This window comes from Dictyobacter kobayashii, from assembly GCF_003967555.1.
Classification (GTDB): Bacteria; Chloroflexota; Ktedonobacteria; order Ktedonobacterales; family Ktedonobacteraceae; genus Dictyobacter; species Dictyobacter kobayashii.
The window spans coordinates 5,540,493-5,561,627 of record NZ_BIFS01000001.1 but is presented as its reverse complement, the minus strand read 5'-3'; the positions used below and the strand labels follow the sequence as shown (position 1 = coordinate 5,561,627).

Annotated in this window: 27 protein-coding genes and 2 pseudogenes; 19 read left to right on the top strand and 10 right to left on the bottom strand. The window is 54.4% G+C overall.

The genetic code is table 11. The features are described 5' to 3' along the window. Positions 1–314 precede the first annotated feature (314 nt). Positions 315–1,451 (top strand): oxidoreductase family protein, encoded by a 1,137-nt coding sequence (locus EL645_RS24665; RefSeq protein ID WP_161977660.1) that lies wholly within the window; start codon positions 315–317, stop codon positions 1,449–1,451. A 46-nt stretch (positions 1,452–1,497) separates the two neighbouring features. On the opposite strand, the gene EL645_RS24660 is transcribed toward EL645_RS24665, so the two are convergent. Continuing rightward, positions 1,498–1,752, bottom strand: a complete 255-nt coding sequence (locus tag EL645_RS24660; protein ID WP_126553145.1) for a hypothetical protein — start codon at positions 1,750–1,752, stop codon at positions 1,498–1,500. 243 nt (positions 1,753–1,995) lie between these two features. On the opposite strand from EL645_RS24660, the gene EL645_RS24655 reads away from it, so the two are divergent. After that, positions 1,996–3,276 (top strand): sensor histidine kinase, encoded by a 1,281-nt coding sequence (locus EL645_RS24655; protein WP_126553143.1) that lies wholly within the window; start codon positions 1,996–1,998, stop codon positions 3,274–3,276. Beyond that, entirely contained in the window at positions 3,273–3,971 is a 699-nt protein-coding gene (locus EL645_RS24650) for a response regulator (RefSeq protein ID WP_126553141.1), read from the top strand. The genes EL645_RS24655 and EL645_RS24650 overlap by 4 nt, the downstream gene beginning before the upstream one ends. Before the next feature lie 102 nt (positions 3,972–4,073). On the opposite strand, the gene EL645_RS24645 is transcribed toward EL645_RS24650, so the two are convergent. The 3 genes from EL645_RS24645 to EL645_RS24635 are packed head-to-tail and all read right to left on the bottom strand — an operon-like array spanning position 4,074 to position 5,520. Next, on the bottom strand, positions 4,074–4,592 hold the full coding sequence (locus tag EL645_RS24645; protein ID WP_126553139.1) for a hypothetical protein: 519 nt from the start codon (positions 4,590–4,592) through the stop codon (positions 4,074–4,076). Next, on the bottom strand, positions 4,589–4,921 hold the full coding sequence (locus EL645_RS24640; RefSeq protein WP_126553137.1) for a hypothetical protein: 333 nt from the start codon (positions 4,919–4,921) through the stop codon (positions 4,589–4,591). Before EL645_RS24640 ends, EL645_RS24645 begins: the two co-directional genes overlap by 4 nt. Then, positions 4,918–5,520 (bottom strand): ArnT family glycosyltransferase, encoded by a 603-nt coding sequence (locus EL645_RS24635; RefSeq protein WP_126553135.1) that lies wholly within the window; start codon positions 5,518–5,520, stop codon positions 4,918–4,920. Before EL645_RS24635 ends, EL645_RS24640 begins: the two co-directional genes overlap by 4 nt. 1,087 nt (positions 5,521–6,607) lie before the next feature. On the opposite strand from EL645_RS24635, the gene EL645_RS24630 reads away from it, so the two are divergent. The 3 genes from EL645_RS24630 (at position 6,608) to EL645_RS24620 (ending at position 8,245) form a co-directional block, all read left to right on the top strand. Next, the gene (locus tag EL645_RS24630) at positions 6,608–7,054 is read left to right on the top strand and encodes a YybH family protein (RefSeq protein WP_126553133.1); all 447 of its coding nucleotides are present in this window, start codon (positions 6,608–6,610) and stop codon (positions 7,052–7,054) included. Positions 7,055–7,069: 15 nt separating this feature from the next. Further along, on the top strand, positions 7,070–7,624 hold the full coding sequence (locus tag EL645_RS24625) for a TetR/AcrR family transcriptional regulator (RefSeq protein ID WP_126553131.1): 555 nt from the start codon (positions 7,070–7,072) through the stop codon (positions 7,622–7,624). Positions 7,625–7,849: 225 nt separating this feature from the next. Further along, on the top strand, positions 7,850–8,245 hold the full coding sequence (locus EL645_RS24620) for a VOC family protein (protein WP_126553129.1): 396 nt from the start codon (positions 7,850–7,852) through the stop codon (positions 8,243–8,245). 76 nt (positions 8,246–8,321) lie between these two features. Here EL645_RS24620 and EL645_RS24615 read toward each other — a convergent pair. Further along, a pseudogene (locus tag EL645_RS24615) lies at positions 8,322–9,154 on the bottom strand (aldo/keto reductase family oxidoreductase). 204 nt (positions 9,155–9,358) lie between these two features. Here EL645_RS24615 and EL645_RS43035 point away from each other — a divergent pair. Together EL645_RS43035 and EL645_RS43030 are read left to right on the top strand one after the other, a co-directional pair. After that, a complete protein-coding gene (locus tag EL645_RS43035) occupies positions 9,359–9,679 on the top strand; it encodes a helix-turn-helix domain-containing protein (protein ID WP_246035463.1) in 321 nt (106 codons plus the stop codon). 17 nt (positions 9,680–9,696) lie between these two features. Continuing rightward, positions 9,697–10,211, top strand: a pseudogene (locus EL645_RS43030) (MmyB family transcriptional regulator). Positions 10,212–10,231: 20 nt separating this feature from the next. On the opposite strand, the gene EL645_RS24605 reads toward EL645_RS43030, so the two are convergent. Continuing rightward, positions 10,232–10,969 carry a metallophosphoesterase family protein gene (locus tag EL645_RS24605; RefSeq protein WP_126553127.1) on the bottom strand — a complete coding sequence of 246 codons (738 nt, stop codon included), beginning with the start codon at positions 10,967–10,969 and terminating at the stop codon, positions 10,232–10,234. Between the two features lie 231 nt (positions 10,970–11,200). Between EL645_RS24605 and EL645_RS24600 the strand changes: the two genes are divergently transcribed. The 4 genes from EL645_RS24600 to EL645_RS24585 all read left to right on the top strand — a co-directional run bounded on the left by EL645_RS24600 (position 11,201) and on the right by EL645_RS24585 (position 14,474). Next, a complete protein-coding gene (locus EL645_RS24600; protein WP_126553125.1) occupies positions 11,201–11,779 on the top strand; it encodes an RNA polymerase sigma factor in 579 nt (192 codons plus the stop codon). 3 nt (positions 11,780–11,782) lie between these two features. Next, entirely contained in the window at positions 11,783–12,103 is a 321-nt protein-coding gene (locus EL645_RS24595) for a HEAT repeat domain-containing protein (protein WP_126553123.1), read from the top strand. 73 nt (positions 12,104–12,176) lie between these two features. Then, positions 12,177–13,664, top strand: a complete 1,488-nt coding sequence (locus EL645_RS24590) for a WD40 repeat domain-containing protein (protein WP_161977659.1) — start codon at positions 12,177–12,179, stop codon at positions 13,662–13,664. A 159-nt stretch (positions 13,665–13,823) separates the two neighbouring features. Continuing rightward, positions 13,824–14,474, top strand: coding sequence for a TetR/AcrR family transcriptional regulator (locus EL645_RS24585; protein WP_126553119.1), 651 nt, complete (start codon positions 13,824–13,826; stop codon positions 14,472–14,474). A gap of 54 nt (positions 14,475–14,528) precedes the next feature. On the opposite strand, the gene EL645_RS24580 is transcribed toward EL645_RS24585, so the two are convergent. The 3 genes from EL645_RS24580 to EL645_RS24570 are packed head-to-tail and all read right to left on the bottom strand — an operon-like array spanning position 14,529 to position 15,408. Beyond that, positions 14,529–14,870 (bottom strand): hypothetical protein, encoded by a 342-nt coding sequence (locus EL645_RS24580; RefSeq protein WP_126553118.1) that lies wholly within the window; start codon positions 14,868–14,870, stop codon positions 14,529–14,531. 5 nt (positions 14,871–14,875) lie between these two features. Beyond that, a complete protein-coding gene (locus EL645_RS24575) occupies positions 14,876–15,148 on the bottom strand; it encodes a hypothetical protein (protein ID WP_126553116.1) in 273 nt (90 codons plus the stop codon). Between the two features lie 59 nt (positions 15,149–15,207). Continuing rightward, positions 15,208–15,408, bottom strand: coding sequence for a metallophosphoesterase family protein (locus tag EL645_RS24570; RefSeq protein WP_126553114.1), 201 nt, complete (start codon positions 15,406–15,408; stop codon positions 15,208–15,210). A 347-nt stretch (positions 15,409–15,755) separates the two neighbouring features. Between EL645_RS24570 and EL645_RS24565 the strand changes: the two genes are divergently transcribed. The 4 genes from EL645_RS24565 to EL645_RS24550 all read left to right on the top strand — a co-directional run bounded on the left by EL645_RS24565 (position 15,756) and on the right by EL645_RS24550 (position 19,478). Further along, positions 15,756–16,436, top strand: a complete 681-nt coding sequence (locus tag EL645_RS24565; RefSeq protein ID WP_126553112.1) for a TetR/AcrR family transcriptional regulator — start codon at positions 15,756–15,758, stop codon at positions 16,434–16,436. A gap of 111 nt (positions 16,437–16,547) precedes the next feature. Further along, positions 16,548–17,351 carry an alpha/beta fold hydrolase gene (locus EL645_RS24560; protein WP_246035460.1) on the top strand — a complete coding sequence of 268 codons (804 nt, stop codon included), beginning with the start codon at positions 16,548–16,550 and terminating at the stop codon, positions 17,349–17,351. Positions 17,352–17,551: 200 nt separating this feature from the next. Further along, complete coding sequence (locus EL645_RS24555) at positions 17,552–18,343, top strand: SDR family NAD(P)-dependent oxidoreductase (RefSeq protein ID WP_126553110.1); 792 nt, start codon at positions 17,552–17,554, stop codon at positions 18,341–18,343. Positions 18,344–19,073: 730 nt separating this feature from the next. Beyond that, on the top strand, positions 19,074–19,478 hold the full coding sequence (locus tag EL645_RS24550) for a VOC family protein (RefSeq protein WP_126553108.1): 405 nt from the start codon (positions 19,074–19,076) through the stop codon (positions 19,476–19,478). Positions 19,479–19,542: 64 nt separating this feature from the next. Here EL645_RS24550 and EL645_RS39545 read toward each other — a convergent pair whose 3' ends face one another. Then, the gene (locus EL645_RS39545; RefSeq protein ID WP_126553106.1) at positions 19,543–19,839 is read right to left on the bottom strand and encodes a hypothetical protein; all 297 of its coding nucleotides are present in this window, start codon (positions 19,837–19,839) and stop codon (positions 19,543–19,545) included. Here EL645_RS39545 and EL645_RS41360 point away from each other — a divergent pair. The 3 genes from EL645_RS41360 (at position 19,839) to EL645_RS24535 (ending at position 20,974) form a co-directional block, all read left to right on the top strand. Next, a complete protein-coding gene (locus tag EL645_RS41360) occupies positions 19,839–19,988 on the top strand; it encodes a hypothetical protein (protein ID WP_218031999.1) in 150 nt (49 codons plus the stop codon). The two genes, EL645_RS39545 and EL645_RS41360, sit on opposite strands and share 1 nt — an antisense overlap. Further along, complete coding sequence (locus tag EL645_RS24540; RefSeq protein ID WP_218031998.1) at positions 19,958–20,296, top strand: MarR family winged helix-turn-helix transcriptional regulator; 339 nt, start codon at positions 19,958–19,960, stop codon at positions 20,294–20,296. The genes EL645_RS41360 and EL645_RS24540 overlap by 31 nt, the downstream gene beginning before the upstream one ends. A 396-nt stretch (positions 20,297–20,692) precedes the next feature. Beyond that, positions 20,693–20,974, top strand: coding sequence for a hypothetical protein (locus EL645_RS24535; protein WP_126553104.1), 282 nt, complete (start codon positions 20,693–20,695; stop codon positions 20,972–20,974). The last annotated feature ends 161 nt before the right edge of the window (positions 20,975–21,135 follow it).

The window sequence follows — 21,135 nt, the reverse complement described above, 5'->3', positions numbered from 1 at the left end:
ACTATAATGAGGATGATTAAACTTATAGGGAGTATATCGCAAATGATTCTCTGCTAATCATGTACCATTGATTCACGCTCTATTATCCATAAAAAGAAGCTTTGCACCCGATGCAGGGTGCAGTAGTTTGTTGGTGTGGCCGGGTACATGAACATGCAGAGTACGCTACGCATGGCGCTCCCCTGCTCCTTGTTTTTCACGATCTGTTCACGCCATGTCTTCCACCTGTCCCACGACAGCTCCGTACCTGCCTCTCATGTGCCCGCATCTACCATTACTATTCCACACACCGGGACTATTTAAAGGAGGAACCCATGGCCGAGCTGTTTGCCGCCGCAGAAAGCGGTAATATTACGCCTGCCTGGTTGACGCAGGCGCTACGCCAATCTGGTACCTTGCCCCACGGCGAGGTGGTGGCCGTCGAACTACAAACGACAGATGCCTTTAATTCGCAGACCAGCCATCTCACGCTACACTATTCCGCTGACGCACCGGAGCAGGCGCCAACGCGACTGGTCTTGAAGCGCAACACGCGGGAAGCGTGGTGCATCCGAGCCCAGGCGAAAGAGGTGCGCTTCTACCAGACGGTCGCTACACTTCCCGAGCATCCAAAGATAATCCCACCCTGCTACGCGGCTAGCTATGATGCGCAAAGCGGCAACTCGTACCTGCTCCTGCAGGATCTCTCTGAGACGCATCGTCAACCGGTGACGCGCGCCGAGACGATAGATACCAGCGGGAGTGTGCCGCGACCCGAGTATATCGAGGCGACCATCGATACGCTTGCACGCCTGCATGCTTTCTGGTGGGAGCATCCCTTGCTCAAAACAGAGGTGGCACAGGCCGGTATGTGGCAGGCCGAGGAGGCGCCCGCTCAACGCTACACCCAACGACGCATTCAGGAGTGGGAGCAGCTAATGGCAAGTGAGCCCGGCTCAACCCTGCCTGCCGAGCTGCGTACTGGCATTGAGCAGTGGCTAGAGCGTATGCCACACTACTGGGAACAGCGGCTGGCTCCGCGCTTCGCAACGGGCAGCAAACAAACGCTAACCCATGGCGACGCTTACTTCTCCAACTTCCTGTGCCCACGCCAGCTGCCTGGCACAAGCTACCTGCTCGACTGGCAGAGCCCACAGGTGCACATCGGGGCACTGGACCTCGCCAATATGCTGGCAACCTTTTGGACTCCCGCGCAGCGCCACGAAGGCCAGCGTGAGCTGCGCGCATTGCGCCGCTACCACGACACGCTCACAGCCAGCGGCGTCAACAACTACAGCTGGGAAGAACTGCTCGACGACTACCGCATCGGCCTGATCGACTGGCTCGAAGTACCTATCTGGGACGCCAGCAACGGCTCATCCAGGACCTACTGGTGGCCCAAATTGCAATGCCTTTTCAACGCGGTAATGGATTGGCAATGCCTGGAATTCATGTCGAGCACCCCGTCCTAAAGTGCGTGGCGGCATGGCCGCTTCTATCGCGGCCATGCCGCCCGGACTAGTTCAGACTAATGATGAAATCGCCGCTGCGATCCGGGGTCGCTAAGGCTGATTGCTGAGGGACAACAAGCCGGGTATGCTTCGGACCGGGATTGATCTCGCCAGGGCCGGGCTGACTACTGCCTGGATGCTTGCCAAAGTACCAGATGCAGAATAAGGCGATGACGACGATCAGGACGATGGTTAGGACCAGGGCCAGGCGATTAAAGGCCCAGGGATTGCTTCCTTGCTGCGACATAAATTTGTTTGCCATGTGCTGCTTCCTTTCAAGTGTGTACTTACTTTACATTGATGGTTTGCCCTTGCATGTTCAAAATATAAGCGGAACCATGATGGGCGCGCATCGTAGCATGCAGCAGAAAAATCATGTAGCATCCTACATGTAGTTTCCTCTCTTCCTTTAGACAACCAGCAGCAGCTATACTTGAGTCAGAAATATTGATAGCTAGCATTGCTCATATCTATAAACAGCGACTACAAAGAGGACCGATAGAAGATGAAACGTATCAAGGATGCACAACCTGCTATGCCGTTGCTGCTCTGGCTTATTCCACTCTATATATGGGCCATCTTTTCTTTGTGGAGCGGCAGCTCCCAGCAGTGCATCAATAGTACCCAGGCCACAAAGAGTCTTTGTACCTCGCTGGACTTTGTTGAACTGCTCTCTACCCACTCCCTGTCGATCGTGGCCCTGACCGGCCTGGTTGCGCTACACGGTGGTTGTTTCTGGTTAGCCCGGAAGGAGAAGATCGCGCCACGCTTAGCCTGGCCCTACCTGGTCGTCCAGGCCGTCTTGATCCTGCTACTGGGGGCGGTCATCGGCAACGAAAACTTTATCTTACTGATCTACCTGGCCTTGATCCTGGGAGCAACAGGCATGCTGCCTCAGGCGCGGGCCACCTTGATCGTCGCCAGTCTGCTCTTCATCGCCAAAGCCCTGGTAAGCACGTTCGCCCAGGGAAGCTGGGACGCCTTTCTGGATAATATGCGCGTGGACAGCACGGCCCCGCTATTTATGTTTGTCGTTGGCTACCTGGTACTCTACATCCAGCAGGGACAACTCTATGAAAAGCTGCAGAAGAGCCACGCAGCCCTGGAAGAGGCCAATACACGCCTGGAGGTTTCAACGCGACAGATCACCATTCTGACGCGCCAGAATGAGCGGCAGCGCCTGGCCCGCGAGTGGCATGATACGCTGGCGCAGAACCTGCTCAGTCTGATTCGCCAGCTCGATGTGGCGAAGTCGCACCTGGCCCATCAACGTAGCGAGCGAGCCAGCGAAATTGTCAGTGAGACAGCCGCCAGCGCACGCCTGGCACTGGCCCAGGCCCGCGCAGCCATTAGCGATCTGCGCACCAATGTCCCAACGCCCGAGACGCTCCGCGAAATGGTCCAGCAAGAAATTGAACGTTTTACGGACGCGACTGGTATTATCTGCGTCGCGGAATTGGATGCGCTGCCGGAAACACCACCTGCCTGCTGTGAACATGTGCTCAGAACAATCACGGAGGGACTCAACAATATCGCGCGCCACGCCCAGGCCAACCACGTCTGGATCACGCTCGTTCGCCACGCGCAGGAGCTAGAATTGGAGATCCGCGATGATGGGATCGGCCTGCCCGATCTGGCCGCCATCGGTAGCGGACATTATGGGCTGGTCGGCTTGCGCGAACGGGCACGCCAGGTCATGGGTCAATTTGAGATACAGAGCGTGCCGGGACAGGGGACGTTGCTCGCGATGACCTTTCCGACCAATGCTGAAGAGGTAGAAGCATGAAACAGCCAATTCAAGTCTTGATCGTGGATGATCATCCCTTGATGCGCAAGGGGATACGCATGACTCTGGAGGAGGTGAGCGAGGATTTTGGGCTGGTGGGAGAGGCGGACGACGGGGCTTCGGCCTTGCGCCAGGTGGCGGAGCTACGACCAGATGTGGTCTTGATGGACATCCGCATGCCGGGTATGGATGGGCTGGAGGCGCTAGAACATATCCGTACCCAGCATCCCGGAGTGGCCGTCATCCTGCTGACCACCTACAACGATGATGAACTGGTACTGCGTGGACTATCCGCCGGAGCCCATGGCTACCTGCTCAAAGATTGTGAGCTGGAGGTCCTGCTAGCGGCCATTCGTAGCGCGGCCCAGGGACAGGTATTGCTGTCACCAGAACTGCTCCAACGCGCCCTGATGGCAGCGCAACCAGAAACTTCAATGCCCCGGCAACCTCCCATGCCACAAGCCAGCCGTAAGAAATATGCCAACGACCTGACCGAACGTGAACTGACCATCCTGAGCGCCGTGGCGCGTGGGGAGCGCAACAAAGAGATCGCGCACCAGCTCGGCATCAGCGAACGCACCGTGCTGGCCCACCTGACCACCATTTTCGCTAAACTCCAGGTAGACTCGCGCACCGCCGCCGTCGCCGTCGCCCTACAACAAGGCCTGATACTTCTCACTAATCAAAATACTTAGTAAGCGACCAGATGAAAGGTACCTTCGGCTGCCGCAAGATCAGGATAGGAGCATGATACTCGTAGCTTATACACTCGTCGCAGGAAGTCCTGGCGGCCAGCGTCACCGAGCGGAACCCCCGTGCCACGTCCTGGGGAGGAATATTAATCGTGATGACAACCTGGCCAGTACATCCCGCCGGCCCCCAGATATAGAAGGAGTTGTGTCCGCTGATCGGTGGGGCAGATGATAACGCCCACCGAATTTCAAGAGCGCACTAGCCTCGCCATAATTTTCAGTAAAGATGCAGGCAACCCGCTGCTCATTCATAGGCAGGCTGTGATATACCCGAGCAATCAACGCGACCTGTTCCTCCCAGCCAAAGCGATCCACCAGGGGCTGCGACAAGCCGTAAATATTGCCTGCTTCCTGGCTATTTTTACCATAAATCGGTCCATATATGGCAAGTGGTAATATCGGCATCGCCACAGGGGCTAGCAGTAGAGCACTCACGACCAGCACGACGGGATAGGCCGCGATCCATCGGCGCCAGCGCAGCCGCCATTGACCGAACAGCACCGCCCCACCAGCATACAACGGCGGGTAGGCTGGCGCCAGAAAATAGGATTTCGCCTGAATCACAATGAAGAGCACGAAGAGGATGAGAAACGCCCACCCGAAGACCCGATAGCGTGCACCGCGTGCGGAGAAGAAGTACCACAGCCCTGCCCCCACAAGAACACCGAGAGAGGATTCATGCCGAGGATCTGGGTGGTCAGGAAATCGAGGGGCGACGCACCGCTACTATGATTTTGAGGATAGTTCGTCCAAAACTGCATTGACGCCCAGCCATTGAAGGCATTCCAGGTTAAGAATGGCAAGAGGAGAGCGCAGGCGATCAGGCCCCCAAACACCGTCCAACGGGTGAACAGCAGGCGACGTTGTGGGGTTAGCAGCAAGCCGACAATCAACGCGAACCCCAGAAGAGGATGGTCTCCTTCGTCAATAATCCCAGCCCGGCCACCAGGCCAAACATGAGCCAGCGTCGGGGTTGTTCAGCGCGCAGCAGGACGATGAGGATGGTGGCGGCCAGCGTCCACCAGAAGCCATCCAGGACATCATAGGTGTAGAGTGAACCATCGGCCAGCAGGACGATGGCCGTCGCCGATCCCAGGGCAGCCAGCCCCTGGACCCATCTCGCGCCGCCGAAGAGCCGGGCCATCAGTCCTGTCAGAATGATCGTCCCCGCACAGAACAGCGCGGAGATCACATGGATAGCCCATAAGGCATTGCCGGTGAGCAAGCGGGGAAGCAGCGTGATCCAGGGAAGCAGCGGTGGAACATCCACATAGCCAAAGGCAGGACGCTGGCTCATGGCCAGAACATAGAGTTCATCACGGAAATACCCGTAATTGTCGCCGACCAGGACATGGGCCAGGAATGAGATGCCGGCGATAAGCAACACAACAGGAGCGAGGTCGGCACGGCGATAAAGTTTGATGAGGCCAACGCGCGCGCGACTCAACTGCTGAAAGGCTGCAGAGACCATCGGTAAGGTTTTTGACAACATGATCGGTACACCTCGTAGAGATCTATTTTTATGCTCCTACATTGTTCGATCCTACAACGATGGCGAGTCCAGTGCAGATGTCGATCTATGAGGTACGACTCTACCATGAGTATAAGAAAAGCATACCGTATTTTGAAGTCAAATATAACCCTGTAAAGCATATATATAGACACCATGCAACATATCGTGGTCAGGAAAGCAGGAAAAATTGGGCGAACGAGAACAATGGATCTATCACATTAATAAATACTATATATACGTTTTTTGTATTTTATCCTCTTTTTAACAATAAAACACGAAAAAAACAACAAAACACGAATTGTATAGATTCGGGATAAGTCCCGAATCTATACAATTCGTGTTTATTCTAATTTTTAGAACATATGAATCAAAAGCGGTGGCAAGCCCCAATACCATTGAGATAAGAAAAGCTCAAACATGGGGATTGCTATCGGACAACAAGCTCCCTCCCTTTCTTTGAGCAACCAGGCAACAAGAAAAGCGATGTGTATAGGTTCGGGCCTGTAGGTGCGAGGCTTGCCCTCGCTTGCCGCCCGGTAGGGCGGCCCGGTCTCCCAGCACTCAAGCACCCCGTGGTATTTGCCCTTCCTTCACGCGGTGCCCAAACGCATGGTTCGTGTTTGGGCACCGCGTGGGTCGAGGTGCCGATGACGAGGGACCGAGCGGCGAGGAGACCGGGCCGCCCTACCGGGGCGGCAAGCGAGGGCAAGCCTCGCACCTACAGGCCCGAACCTATACACATCTCCTTTCTTGTCGCTTTTTCGTACGGGAGGGTAAAAGGGGGCAGGCTCCAATCCCATGTTTCTGAGCTCAAATTCTTCGTATCTCAACGGCATTGGGGCAAGCCCCACACGTACAGATCTTGTTTTTTGATGCTGAATAAACGTATTGGGGAGCAAGCCCCAGGGGTTTCTTGATGGATGGTCACACCAGATTTATCTATTCCACCTGCCCAAATTTGAGGAGTCAAATAAGGTGGTATAATTATTACCTGTCTATCACTTTTTGTTTTTTTATAATCATATAACACGATAGATATCATTAAGCTGGCAGATAGGAGTATTCAATGACCGGCACATATGAGGACGCTGAGGCTATTTCGCAATCGTTCTATCAGGCGGTGCAGCAGGTAATGCACGGCAATGCTGTCCCGATGCTTGCGCTCTGGTCCGAGCAGGATGATGTGACCTATTGCGATCCACAGGGCAACGCGCACAAAGGGCACACCAGCCTTGTCGTTTACTGGCAGCGCGCAGCACAGCTCAATAGTACTGAACCAGGGAGCATTTCGGTGCAGGCTGAATTGATCATGCTACAGAGAAGCCAGGACATGGCCTGCGCCTTTATGGCGGAACATATCCAGATCAGGGACAAGGATCAGCTTCATCGAATGAAGGCCATGGCAACCAACATCTACCGCTACGAAGGACAACAGTGGAAGATGATTCATCGCCATTCAGGCTCCCCAACCCTGAAAACGCAGGCAGCACGGATTGACAATTCGTATTTGTAAGTACATACTAATAGAATGACGAGAAAACGTTCGCTTCCCGGCCCACGACTTTCTGCTGAACAACGCCGTGAGCACATACTGGAGGCCGCGCTACCTGTGTTCGCAGCTTATGGCCTGCATGGTGCCTCCACACTGACAATTGCAGAACATGCTGGCATTTCCGAGACCTATATCTTTCGCCTGTTTGGAACAAAGAAAGAGCTGTTCCTGGCGGTAGTTGAGAGGGTCCACGGCCAGGTGATGTCTGTCTATCGCTCCGTGTTGGAGAACCACCCTGATCAACCATTAGAGGCTATTCAGGTGGCCATAAGACATGCTCCTGTGTCACAGGATAAACTGTTGCTGTTACTACAGGCTTACGCGGCCTGCCACGATGAAGACATCCAGCGCGTCGTACGCGAACGTTTTACTGACATGTACAGCTATGTAGCACACAAGGTTGAAGACCGGGCAGATGTACAGACCTTCTTTGCCTACAATATGCTCTCAATGATTACCCTGGCCATGGGTATCACCGATCTAGCCAGTCTGGCTCAGGGGCCGGCTACATCGCTACAAGAAGGAGGATAAGCTACTTTTTTAGCCTTGAAAGTTTGTAAGTACTTACATGCTATCCTGCAATTCAGGGGATAGCACTATATGTCGTCTGAGCGATTTTTCTTTTTTATCCACCTTTGTTTGTGATCACTTACTAACAGTTAAAGCCAATATGACATGCTTTGAATTTGTTAGAGCAAGCCTATATATAGGCTCTGGTCCAGGCAAGATACTGCATTAGCAGAGAAAGGCAACCATATGAATACTGCATCCTATGCTCTAGGGCATTTAGCTCTTCGTGTAAGCAATCTGGCTCGCGCCCGGGCTTTTTATGTGGATACCCTACATTTTACGCCCCTGCTGGAAGTCCCAGGCCGTGTCCTTCTCAATGTACATGGCCTGGTCATCGCACTGGTAGGAGATGACCCCAACACAGAGCAAGGGGACCGTTTTTCTCCCTACCGTGTTGGCTTGGATCATCTTGCGCTGGCGGTTCCAGATCAGCAGGAGCTAGCGACGTTACTTGAATACCTGACGCAGGCCGGCGTGCCCAACCATGGGATCGAAGAAGATGAGATGACGCATGCTCGCTATATCAGCTTCTACGATCCCGATGGCATTGCCTGGGAGTTCTATGCCAGCCCCCAGCGCTAAGAGGAACGCTCGCCAGGCGCTAAACCTGATCACGGGTTTAGCGGCTGCAGCGCAGATCACGGTTAGCGCAGGATGCTTACGCGGCAATACTGTTCAGCTCAGACAGATCTTCCTCGGAAAGGGTCAGCGCGGCACCGGCGATGTTCTCGCGCAGGTGCGCAACGGATGAGGTGCCTGGGATAAGCAGGATGTTCGGGGAGCGCTGTAACAGCCATGCCAGCGCGACGGCCATCGGTGTGGCGCCGAGACGCGTGGCGACTACTTCCAGCTTATCGGACTGCAGTGGGGAGAAACCACCGAGCGGGAAGTAGGGCACGTAGGCTATGTTCTGTGCCGCAAGCGAGTCGATCAGGTCGTCGTCGACGCGGTGGGCGAGGTTGTAGAAGTTCTGCACACACACGATCGGCGCGATAGACTGTGCCTCGGCGACCTGCTCGGCGGTCACGGTGCTGATCCCGAGATGCTTGATCAATCCCTCCTGCTGCAGCTGCGCGAGCACCGTGAACGGTTCGGCGATCGAGCCAGGAGTGGGGCTATCAAACCCACCGACACGCAGATTCACGACATCGAGCGCGTCGAGGCCGAGGTGCTCAAGATTGTCGTACACAGCCTGGCGCAGCTGCTCGGGAGCGAGCGCGGGGGCCAATTACCCTCGGCGTCTCGCAACGATCCAATCTTGGTGACGATGTGCAGATCGTCCGGGTAGGGGTGCAGGGCTTCCTTGATAATCTGGTTGGTGACGTGTGGGCCGTAGAAGTCGCTGGTGTCGATGTGCGTGATACCCAACGCTATCGCCTCGCGCAGTACGGCCACGGCGGCAGCGCGGTCGGCCGGTGGACCAAATACATGGGGGCCAGCCAGCTGCATCGCGCCATACCCCATGCGCGTGACCGTCAGATCCTCGGCCATGGTGAATGTTCCTGCAAGTGTGGCTGGCAGATTACTCTGTTCGTTCGCTGAATGCGATATCATAGATAACTTTCTCTTTCTTTCATTGAGACTACAACAATCACGATCTGTGATACACTTAGGAGTATGACATCGCAGCAATCATATAACCAGAGTCTCTTTATCGTATGATTGAGACTGGCAGGATAAGGAGCAAAGAGGACTATGAGCGACGAACAACGCAGACACGAGCTTGGAGATTTTCTACGCACTCGACGTATGCGCCTCTCGCTTGAACAGGTTGGGTTGATAGGTGGTGGGAGGCGGCGCACCCCAGGATTGCGGCGCGAAGAGGTGGCGCAGCTAGCGAATGTGGGCGTCTCCTGGTATACCCTGTTGGAGCAGGGACGCGATATTCACCCTTCAAGCGAGGTGCTACAGAACATTGCTGATGCGCTACAACTCACGCCCGACGAACGGCAACATCTTTTCTTGCTTGCTGAACAGCACCCCCCATCGATACACCCACATCGACTGAACAGGTAAGCCCGGCGTTACGCCGTGTGCTTGACGCGCTCGATCCTGTCCCGGCCTTCGTCGTTGGTCGTCATTGGAATTTTCTCGCCTGGAACACCACTGCCAAGCATGTCTTTTTGCTGTCAAGGCCGGTGCCCCCATATGACTATAATGCGGTCTGGCGTATGTTTGCTGATCCGATGAGTCATCATCTATACAGCCCACCGTGGGAGCAGGTCGCGCAGAAAGTGCTCGCGGAATTCCGTGCTGATAGTGCGCGTTATGCCGATGAAGAATGGTTTAAACGCTTGATAGCTGATTTGCAGCATGTAAGCCCTGAGTTTCGCGCATGGTGGCCCGCCATGATGTACGCGGCAGAGCCGATGGAAGAAAAGACATACAGCATCCTCTGGTGGGATGCCTGATGTTTGAGCATACAACCTTACAGGTGCCCGCTATGCCCGAACTCAAGATCATGATCTATACACCACTACCCGGAACGGATACGATGGAAAAGCTACAGCAGTTGATGGATCAAGATGTAGCCATCAGCGCTATGTAGGCAGCCGTAAACCAAAGCTATTATGCTTCGCCCCAGTAGCCTGCCCACCAGGCGGCATGAGGCATCCCAGAGCTATTCATCACGCGAAGGAACTCCTGGAGGTCAAAGGCGACACGATGCAACTCCACTTGCAAGGATGTCCTGTTGCACTCGATAATGGCATATTCCGCGAAGGCTGGCTGACGAATGTCACTTATAGGTGAAACGCGATCCATTGCTAACCCGACACTCCCCGGATTGAGGACCAGAATATCTCTGAAACGGCGAAACATCTGGACGTGCGTATGGCCGCCAACCATGAGATCTCCCCGGGTTCCTGCAAATGCCTGCTCCAGTTCTTCCTCTGGTGTCGTGGGCAGGATACGCTCTTTGTACGAACGAGGAGATCCATGATAGCAAAAGAGCACTTTTTCGTCGGCCAGAGGATACGTGAGGCTTTGCTGAAACGAGCGCAAATACGCGCGATCAGTGGATGAGAGTTGAGCTGCACACCACAGATCCATCTCCTGCCATCGTTGGCGGCGCAGATCGGGCTGCTCCTTCGGCTCAGGCTGTAAGAGCCAGGCATCCATGTTCCCCATCACGATAGGACAACCAATCTCTCGCAGTCGTTTGATCACCTCACAGGGTTGAGGTCCTGTCGAGGCAACATCACCAAGACAAATCACCCGGGTGATATTCTGGGTTGAGATGGCTGTCAAAACAGCCTCTAGAGCCACATTGTTCCCATGGATATCAGAAATGAGAGCAAGGCGCATAGACTTTTCCCTTCTTGATGATGATACTTAAAATGTTATATTACGCTTAAATGCAAACTTTATCCGGCTCTGACTCAAATCCGGTGTTCCCCCTCGCTCCCGCATTCCCACCTACAAGCAACGCGATTGCAGTATCATGAAAATTATAGTATGAATTTGCAACATTTCAAGGGTATTCTGGATTACAAAGAACAGGAACCAGATCACAAGTGAAAGCGTAAAAGGACTGTTATGTATCAACAGGATACTGCTTTGGCACGGCTGCTAGCCACTGATTTAAAGAGCAATTTCAGGCTGCTCATCATTCGCTATCAGCCACAGATCTACGCCTTCGCATTACGCCAGACCGGGAATCCGCACGATGCCGAGGATATTGCCCAGGAGGCATTTATTCAGGCGTACTATGCCATGGCAGATTACCCTGAACAGCGTATCCAGGCGTTGGCGCTCGAACCCTGGCTCTACAAAATCGCGCTGAACATTTTCTATAAGCGCCTGCGCAATAATAAGCTCCAGCTTATTGCCCTCGATACAGGTGAAGATAAGGAGCATATACAGATTGAAGTTGGCGCATCCTACCAACCCGATTTCATCCTGGAGGATAAAGAAGCGTTACGCGAGCTGGCAGCGCTGCTCATGACCTTGCCACTTCAGTACCGCGAGGCAGTCAACCTCTATTATTTCGCGGAACTCAGCTATTGTGAAATAGCTGAGCTGCTTCAGCAACCCATGGGAACGGTCAAATCGAACTTACACCGGGGCGTACAGCTGCTACGCAAGGCGCTCGTTAGCAAACAGAAGGGAAGATAGGGCATGGATTCAATGAATAATCATCATCCTGATAGGCGTGGCGCAGAGGCAGATAGTCGGCGTCGCCACATCTGGTCTGAGGATGCCACGGTGCCACCTTCCCTGCTACCTAATATACTTGCTCGTCTGGAATTGGAACAGGAAGAACAACGCAGACCAACCCATCAAGACCTACACCATCCTCAATGGGATGTGCGGACAGCTACGGTACAGGCGCTGGGGAAGCTAGGTGAGCCCGCCTTGTTAGAGCCACTCGCACTGGCGTTGCGTGATGAACATGTCTCTGTGCGGGCCGCCGCCATTTATGTGCGCTGGGCCAGCTAAGAACCCGGGTTCCACTACAGCTCTTCGCACAAGCACTACAAGACCCGAGTGGCAGGTCCGCGAAAAAGCTATCATGGCCCTGGCAATCCAGGCCTCACCGGCGTCCCTGGCATTGGTGAAAACAGCTCTTTATGATCCGGATACTATGGTACGTGATGCGGCCCAGGCAGTGCTACAGCAAGCCCGGGCTGAGGGCACACTGACGCCAGTTGCGCAAGCGGTACCCCAGGAAGGTACTTCCGCGCAACAAGTTTCTTCTCTTAAATCTTATCAGCGATTTTATGCTCTAAAAACTATCTTAACCCATCTCTGGCCTGCCAGAAATGGACCACAAAAATCAGCAGGAGCATCTACTATGCAAAAAAGATCTATGAAAAATGAAACTTCACCGGGGCCGGGATATGGGTTCCCAGAGAGAGTGCAACGACCCCGACAACGCTGGCTTGCCACCGGGCTTACGCTGGCGACAGTAATAGCGCTCATAGTGGCATGGATCGTCGTACTGCAACTGCGGCTACTGCCAGGAACAACGGCCAGCCACCATCCGGTAGCGAACCCAACACCGAAAGCGGTCCCTTCTCCCACAGCCACACCCGCCAGCGCGCCAGTGGGGACAACATTGTACACGTACCATAGCTCCTACCGCGATGTCTATGCCGTCTCCTGGTCGCCCGATGGCAAGAGATTGGTAGCAACGGACAACACCGTCAGGTCCTGGGATGCCACCACCGGCAAAAACATTATCACCTATCCCAAACAGATAAATGATGATATGACCGCTATAGCCTGGTCACCTGATGGCCTCTTTATCGTGGGCTCAGGCTCAAAAGCACAACTATGGGATGCGGCCAGCGGAAAAACGCTCGGAACCTTTACCCCACAGACACAAGCCGGACAAACGCCATCTGACAATGATCGCATCTATGCTTCGGCCTGGTCGCCTGATAGCACTCTCGTTGCCTCCGCCGTGAATGGGCCGGCCTACGGGTTCAGCATACAGGTCTGGAATCGGCAGACCAGACAGGTAGTCTTCACGATCCCGAGCAATCCTGCTGGCTATACATATGCAGGCTACATTTATAATGTACAATGGTCGCCTGATGGCAAAGAGATCGCCATTACCACCAATAATAAGATCCAGGTATACAATATCGCCAGCAAGGCGCTCGTAAGCCAGAATAGCGGCGGAGCCTTCACCTGGTCGCCTGACGGCACAAAAATCGCCTCTACAGATGATAAATATGGCACCCTGCAGGTGTGGGATAGCGTGACCGGCACTATCCTCTCGCGTATCCAGTATCAAGACACCAGATTTGGAGCGACAGCAGCTACGGCGCTGGCCTGGTCGCCTGATGGAAAAATGTTCGCCATAGCAGCGGGTCCACTCACAGAATGGGATGTGAGCACCGGAAAGAAGGTGTTTGAATACAAGGGACATGTGACGAATGGCGGCAATGGAGTCACCTCGCTGGCCTGGTCGCCCGATGGAAAAATGATCGCATCTTCAAGTGGAGGCGAATCGGGCCCGGCTACCGCCCAGGTATGGGTACCAGCCAGATAATCATAATGCAGTAAGCACCACAGGCTACGTCCCATTCCTCTTAGTGGAAATAGGGCGTAGTCTATGATCTCCTATTTCTAGCAGCCTATTCTTAACCATTTCGTCGGGCATATTACTATTCAATTGACACACAAATATAGCAGAGTTTATACTTCATTTATGAAGGAAACAACGCGCCCAAAAGAAGAAAAGCGCCCTTACCACTCACCGATGCGCCAGCGCCAGGCTGAGGAGACTCATAAGCGTATACTGGTGGCGGCCCGGCAACTGCTCGCCAGCCATGGCTATGCGAAGATGACTATCGAAGCTATCGCGGAGGCGGCAGCGGTCTCGCCAAAGACGATTTCGGCGGTGATTGGCTCGAAGCGGGAGATTATCGCAGAGTTGATCCACCCGGATGCCTTTGATGCCCCTGTGCAGCAGTTACTCAGCCAGCTGCGCGCCAGTGAGGAACCGGTACAGCGCATCGAGCTGGTGGTGCAGATTTCCAGTCAGGTCTACGAGTCCCTGACCATGGAGTTTGAGCTCTTGCGTACCGCTGGCGTGGTGGCGACCGAACTGGCGGAGCTGGCGCGGCAGATCGAGATCCGGCGCCGGGGACGCCAGACCTATCTGATTATGGATCTGCACAAGCTCAGTGTGCTGCGTGAGAACTTAACGCCGGAAGAAGCCATCGATATCCTGTGGTCCCTGACCAGCTATGATATGTACCGTATGCTGGTAGTGGAACAGCGCTGGCCCACCACACGCTACCAAACCTGGCTCACCACCCTCTTGATCGATCAATTGCTGCAACCGTTAGCTCTCTGACATTAAGCAGAGTGACATATTCCAGCCACTACTCAATTGCAGGGGCACCGGTATTTAGAGGTGGGGCCATGTATGGATGTTGTATTCCTTCAGCCAGGGATCATCAAGCACCGTGAAGGAATGCTGCTCCTGATTCTGCCAGCGCAAGAGGCCCATCGATCCCTTTTCAAGCACAAATGTACCACGTTCCCAGTGCAGGTCCGCCAGCTTGACCGAAAGCGTTACACCATTGGGATCGGTACGCACCTGCGGCGGACCTCCATAGTGACCGAAGAAATGGTAGGCGGGCCGCAGCTTTTCCAGGGCATCTTCGATCTGCTCCATCCCGGTACTGCTCTTGCTCTTCACCCCGCGCTCCAACAACACAAAGTCTGGCCGTGCGTCGTGGGTAAGCAAGATATCTAAGGGCGCTTGCTCAAGTTGAGAAAGGCGCCTTGCTTCGTAGTCCTGAATATACTTACCCTGCTGCCGCTCCGTCTCGCCCTCATGTGCTGCGATGCGCCCAATGCCCAGTATCGTAATCTGCTCGCCCCTTGCTGGAAAGTCCAGGGCTGGCCTGTTTTCAAATTATAGACACGTTTATAAGCGTCGATCGGAAAGATAGCCTGCTGGCTCTGCCGCTCCAATTCATCGAGCCAGGCATGGTCCTCGTGGTTGCCGCGCACAGAGATCATCGGACAACTCGTTTCGGCCAGCCGCGCGGCCACAGCAGGATCATAAAGGCTGAAATGCGTCAGGAAGCCAAGCTCCGTCGCATCCCGATCAGCATACTTGCGCGTAGCTTTGTCCAGCCTCCTCTCGTCAGGGAACGCCCCAGGTCGCCCGCCTGTAAGATCAGGTCGATGTGTTCTCCGGTCTCTCTCTGCCAGCGCGCGCAGAGCTGAAAGGCGAGCAGCAACCGCCCATGCAAATCTGCAAAAACAGCAATGTTCATGTCATTCCTTCCCCGCTATATCCCATCCGGGAAAATAATACTTTCATCAGGCATGCATCACGAGGCACCTTCATTTTTTTGGGGATAATGAAGGCCCATCAAAGCCTCCTGCTTCCTCGAAGGATGAGGCCTGTGTGCACTCATTTCATATGGGTGTTTCCAGTAAATCTATACTTTAGATTCTATCACCTTAAATTAAGATTGTAACCAGGCTCAATAGCATTTCTTCTTCGTGGAGAACATTGGGTGCCAGCTCAAACTCGCCGCTACATACTTGACTCCAATGGTTCAGGCAGGTATAATTTTGATTGAACAGTTCAATCAAAATAAAAAAAGAAGGTAAAGACATGCCACGAACAGAAGCGGCCAACCAGCGTCTGCGCGAAGCGCAACGTGAGAAGATCCTGGATGCGGCCAGAAAGGTCTTTGCGCGCAAAGGCATGGACGCAACCATGGGTGAAGTAGCCGCCGAAGCCTCGATCAGCCAGGGGCTGGCCTATCACTACTTTGCCAGCAAAGACGCGCTCTTTCAGGCACTGAGCCAGCAGGTACTACAGGCCAGTACAGCTGGCTTGCAGCACGTTCTTGCCATGCCAGGGACGCCCGGGGAGCGCATTACCTTGCTGGTGAGCAGGGTAGTAGAATCCAGGCGCGAACACCCCGACATCTATCAACTTATGGACCAGATACAAAGTGACGAGACGACCCCTGCCAACCTGCATGAACATATACAGCGGCAGGGCCAGGCTTTTTACGATGTGCTGAGGCAGTTGATCGTAGAGGGCCAGGCCACAGGTGAGGTTGCCACTGGCGATCCAGATCAACTGGTAATCGCCATGGTTGCCTGCGTGGTGGGATTGAGCAGGTTATCGTTACGCAACCAGGAACAGTTCACCCGGTCTTGCCCGGACGCTGATATCCTCCTGCGTATGCTGCTAGTCCCTAAAACTGAGGGGTCACGGGCTCCTGATGCTCATCATTTTGGCGCATCCTGTTCCACCTATGCACTCATCACGCAACCTTGCTAGCATATTTTCCCAAACACTACGGCTCAAGTGCAATGAAGAAGGATCTTTTTTGATGGATAACAAGCAAAGCAACATGTTACATGTGCCTGGAGCGTGCCTCTACTATGAGGTATGCGGGTCGGGCCTCTCCTGCTTTTGATCCACGGCGCAGGTGGTTCAAGCGATGCTTTCGACGGCATCGTCAACCTGCTCGCCAACCAGTACACCGTCGTCACCTATGATCGCCGGGGACTCTCGCGCAGCACGCTCGATGAGCCGCAACACGAGCAATGGGTCGAGACACACAGCGATGATGCCCATCGTCTGCTTAAAGAGTTGGGGACCGACTATGAGCCAGCGTACGTGTTTGGCAGCGGTGGCGGTGCCGTCATCGGACTCGATCTGGTCGCGCGCCATCCCGAACAGATCTATACGCTGATCGCCCATGAGCCGCCCACCCACCTGCTACCTGAAGCCGATCCTATCCAGGAGCTTGCTTCTCTGCGCGAGTCCTATCACCGCGCAGGGCCAACCGTGACCTTCCAAAAGCTGGCGGCCCGGCATGATTTCCGCCTCGACAATCGGGAGGCAGGTGTCGAGCTACCACGACGGACCATTGAGAACAGGGAACAGAATATAAAGAATATCGAGTTTCTGTTTGAGCAGGAATTCCCTATGTTTGACCGCTACCAGTTTGATTTCACCGCGCTGGCGGAGGCCTCGACCCTGGCTCGCATCGTGCTCGCGGCGGCTCTGGCCGCGAGGATAACACATATCGGAGTGCCGCGACCGTGGCGGATCTGCTCGGGACGGCCCTGGTGGAGTTTCCCGGTCGCCATGCAGGCTACGCCACGCACCCAGGAATCTTCGCCCGGCAGTTGCACGAGGTGCTTGGCGCTGAATAGAGCAAGCAAGCAGCCTGACGCTCGCGCATAAACCTCTGCACGCGGCGCGGCCACCCGGATCGGCCTCCCGACAGGCGAAATAGATGTCTTAAACACGCTGGTGTTCTGTGATTGGAATAATGCTTTTTGTGAGCCGGTTGTGCTGGCGCTCTGCAATAATATGGAGTGGAGAATACAACACGAAGTGCGTGCTCGTTCTTCTATTCTTCTAAGGAAAGAAGGTATAACGACATGACATATCAGCAACATCAGGGTCTTATTGCAGACCTGTTCGATCTCAGCGGAAAAGTCGCCATGGTAACCGGAGGAGCGATGGGGATTGGCCAGGGCATCGCGTTCCGCCTGGCAGAGGCGGGTGCGGCAGTGGTGATCACAGACATCAACCTGGAAATGGCACAGGCAACGGTCGCACAAATTCAACATGCCGGTGGCACGGCCACGGCCATCGCAGCGGATGCCGCCAAGGTAGAGGACGCGAAACGAGCAGTTGAAGCAGCTGTCAGTGCATTTGGACGCCTGGACATCCTTGTCAACAACGCCGGCATATTCCCATTCTCGCCCGCACTGGAAGTAACCGAGAAACTATGGGACCGGGTTATGGATATTAACCTCAAAGGCCTGTTCTTCACCACCCAGGCGGCGGCCCGAGAAATGGTCAACGAAGGCCACGGCGGCAAGATCATTAACATCGCATCCATCGATGCCTTGCACCCCAGCGGGATGCTGGTCCATTACGACTCCTCAAAAGGCGGAGTGGTGATGATGACAAAATCGCTGGCCCTGGAATTTGGCCCGCAGAACATCCTGATCAACGCCATCGCCCCTGGCGGCATCCAAACGCCCGGCGCCAGCAGCCCCACGACCTCCGAAGAGATCCTGAAGGCATTCACCGCCAGGATTCCCCTGCGCCGCATGGGTGTCCCCGACGACATCGCCAAGGTCGCCCTCTTCCTCGCCAGTGACATGTCAAACTACATGACCGGCAGCGTAATCGTAGTGGACGGCGGCTACCTGCAAGCCTAGTCCCCAGGCATTTACCTGGGGCACAAAAAGCAGCAATAGACAAGAAAAGTACGTGCGGTGTAAATCCCCAATACCGTTGAGATACGAAGAATTTGAGCTCAAACATGAGATTGGAGCTTGCTCCCCCTTTTCCCTTCCTGGACGAAAAAGCGACAAGAAAGACGATACTCATAGGTTCGGGCCTCAGCGCCCGATTGCCGCCCCGGTAGGGCGGCCGGTATCTCAGCACTCAAGCACCCAGCGGTATTTGCCTTCCTTCACGCGGTGCCCAAACACGGACCATGGGTTTGGGCACCGCGTGGGTCGAGATATCGGTGACGAGAGACCGAGCGGCGAGGAGACCGGGCCGCCCTACCGGGCGGCAATCGGGCGCTGAGGCCCGAACCTATGACATCGCTTTTCTTGTTGCCTGGTCGTATGGGAAAGGGAAGGGGCTTGTCGTCCGATAGCAATCACCATGTTTGAGCTTTTCTTATCTTAACGGTATTGGGACAGGCCCCGCACGTACATATCGTGTTTATTGGCGCATTTCATATGTCCAGATCGTGCTTTGGGAACCGCCATCTTCATTTATTTCATTATCGAAAGCTATATCGCATTCTCTATAAAAAGCCGGGGCGCTGCTGACATAATGGTGTCACTCACGTCGGTTAGACTACTGGTATGAAAGAAATCAAGTACTCCTGATGCGGCAGTTTCTCGTTTTTGATTTGAAAGGATGGAATCACCGATGGCAAAACTTCTTGGACCCGACTTTATCAGTCTACAGGTGCGCAACCTTTCCGCCTCCCGTGCATTCTATACAGAGATGTTGGGCTTCACTATCGATCAAAGCTTCAATGCGCCCAATTTTGTGCTCTTCGATTCTAGTACGATCCCTTTTGCGCTCAGAGAAGCGACGGCGAACCTGGATGAAGCACCGCGGCCGGGCTGGGGGATGACGCTCTGGATCGACTGCGATCATGTCAATGCGTTGCACGAAAAGTTGGCAACAGCCGGCATCACTATCATCACGCCCCCATTTGATGGTCCATTCGGGCGTACCTTTATCTTTGCGGACCCCGATGGATACCAGATTACGGCCAACGAGAATCCCTGGGAGCGCTTTCCCCTGGGCGGCAAATCCCAAAACTAAAGAAACCATCACCGTAAAGAATGAGATGCGGCCTGCCATTTGATGGGCAGGTCGCATCTCATTACTATCTCTGCTCGCTATTAAGCGCGCAACCCATTGGCTTTTCCTCAATCAACCACCTCTGAACCGAGCCGTTGCTGCCTCTTATACTCAACAGTTGCTTCTGGATGGTATAGTGGATGGGGTAAGCAGCAACGAAGCAGTGTCGCGGCAAACGATACGGCGCATCCAGCAGCAATTGCTGAGCACACCCACTGTTTACCTGCCAGGCCATGATCCAGAGTCCGCGAGACGCCTGGCACAGCGCGAGGTAGTTGCGTCCACCACCCCACATCATGATGAAGAAGAAGAGAGAAACCAATGAAACCTGTTGAAGAGCTCCGTTACCTTATCCTGGCGGCACAGCGCGAAGGGAATCGCATGCTGGCCGAAGATTTGCGCCCCTGGATGTTTACTCCCTTCAGGCCGAAGTCCTGCGCGTGCTGCAAGACTATCAGCCGCTGTCATTGATCGCGCTGGGTGAGCTACTTGTTTGTGAAGTGGGTAGCCCCAGCCGCCTGGTCAACGGCATGGTCGAAGCGGGCCTGATCGAGCGCGTCACATCTCCCACCAATCGCCGCATGATCACGCTCACACTCAGCGAGAGCGGCCAGCAGAAAGCCGACCAGATCCGGGCCGTCGAAGAAGCCATGTACCAGACTATCCTGCAGAGTGTCCCACCTGACACCTCCCTCACCGCCCTCAACTCCCTCCTGTGGAACTTCATCACCAACCGACCGGCTGGCGAAGCTCTGGCCCGCCGCACCAACCGATCCTGAGTACGTGCGGGCAGGCTTGCCCACACCTACCTTTTGTGTTTCAAGTAAGATCTGTGAAAAGATGCCCGCAATTGTGATAGCTCTGTGTGGTCTATGGTGCATACTTGAAGAGGAAAATGGTGCATACATTGAGCCTGTATGGGAAAGGAAGATACAGCTATGAGTAAATCTAATATGACCCACCAGCGCGTTGCCAGGAAGAGAAATTGGCTGGCCGGATACGCTTTGTGCTTATGCTAGCAGTAATTTCTATCATCAGGAGCAACGGAATGGGTGATAGACAAATGCGGCCTTCAACAAACCTACACCATCTCGCGCCTTAAGCTTGCTGGACGCCGTATAGTCCATGCGATGTGACATGAGGGCGCAGGGAGGTGTCAGACGCGGTGGGCTGATTTGCGCAAAAGTTCGTGGATTGTCATTCACTCCCTATGGAGTAAATACGATTGGTGCCTCAATGTGATGGCAGCGGGCCGCTGTACAATCACAAAGGATCAGGTTGTCTACAATGTCACTGAGCCGACCATCCTTGACGCGGCAGATGTGCTACCCGAACTGCCTGCCCTGCTGCAGGGATCTTTGCGCGCCTTCGGCCTCAAGAAGTTCATGAAAGTACGGATCGAGACGTCCGCTAAAGTTGAAGAGCCGGTGGAGCTAGTGACCGCGCATGAGAGTTGAGCGCACAGGTGACATGTTTCTCCTCTGCTGCTTCATGCACTCGTTTTTACCAGTTTACAAGAGCCGGCACAAGAAATAGATTTACCTTGAACAGACTTTTTTATCCTGCCAGGCCAGATCTGCCACAATCAGGACCTATTCTGACCGCAAGAGGCTGTATA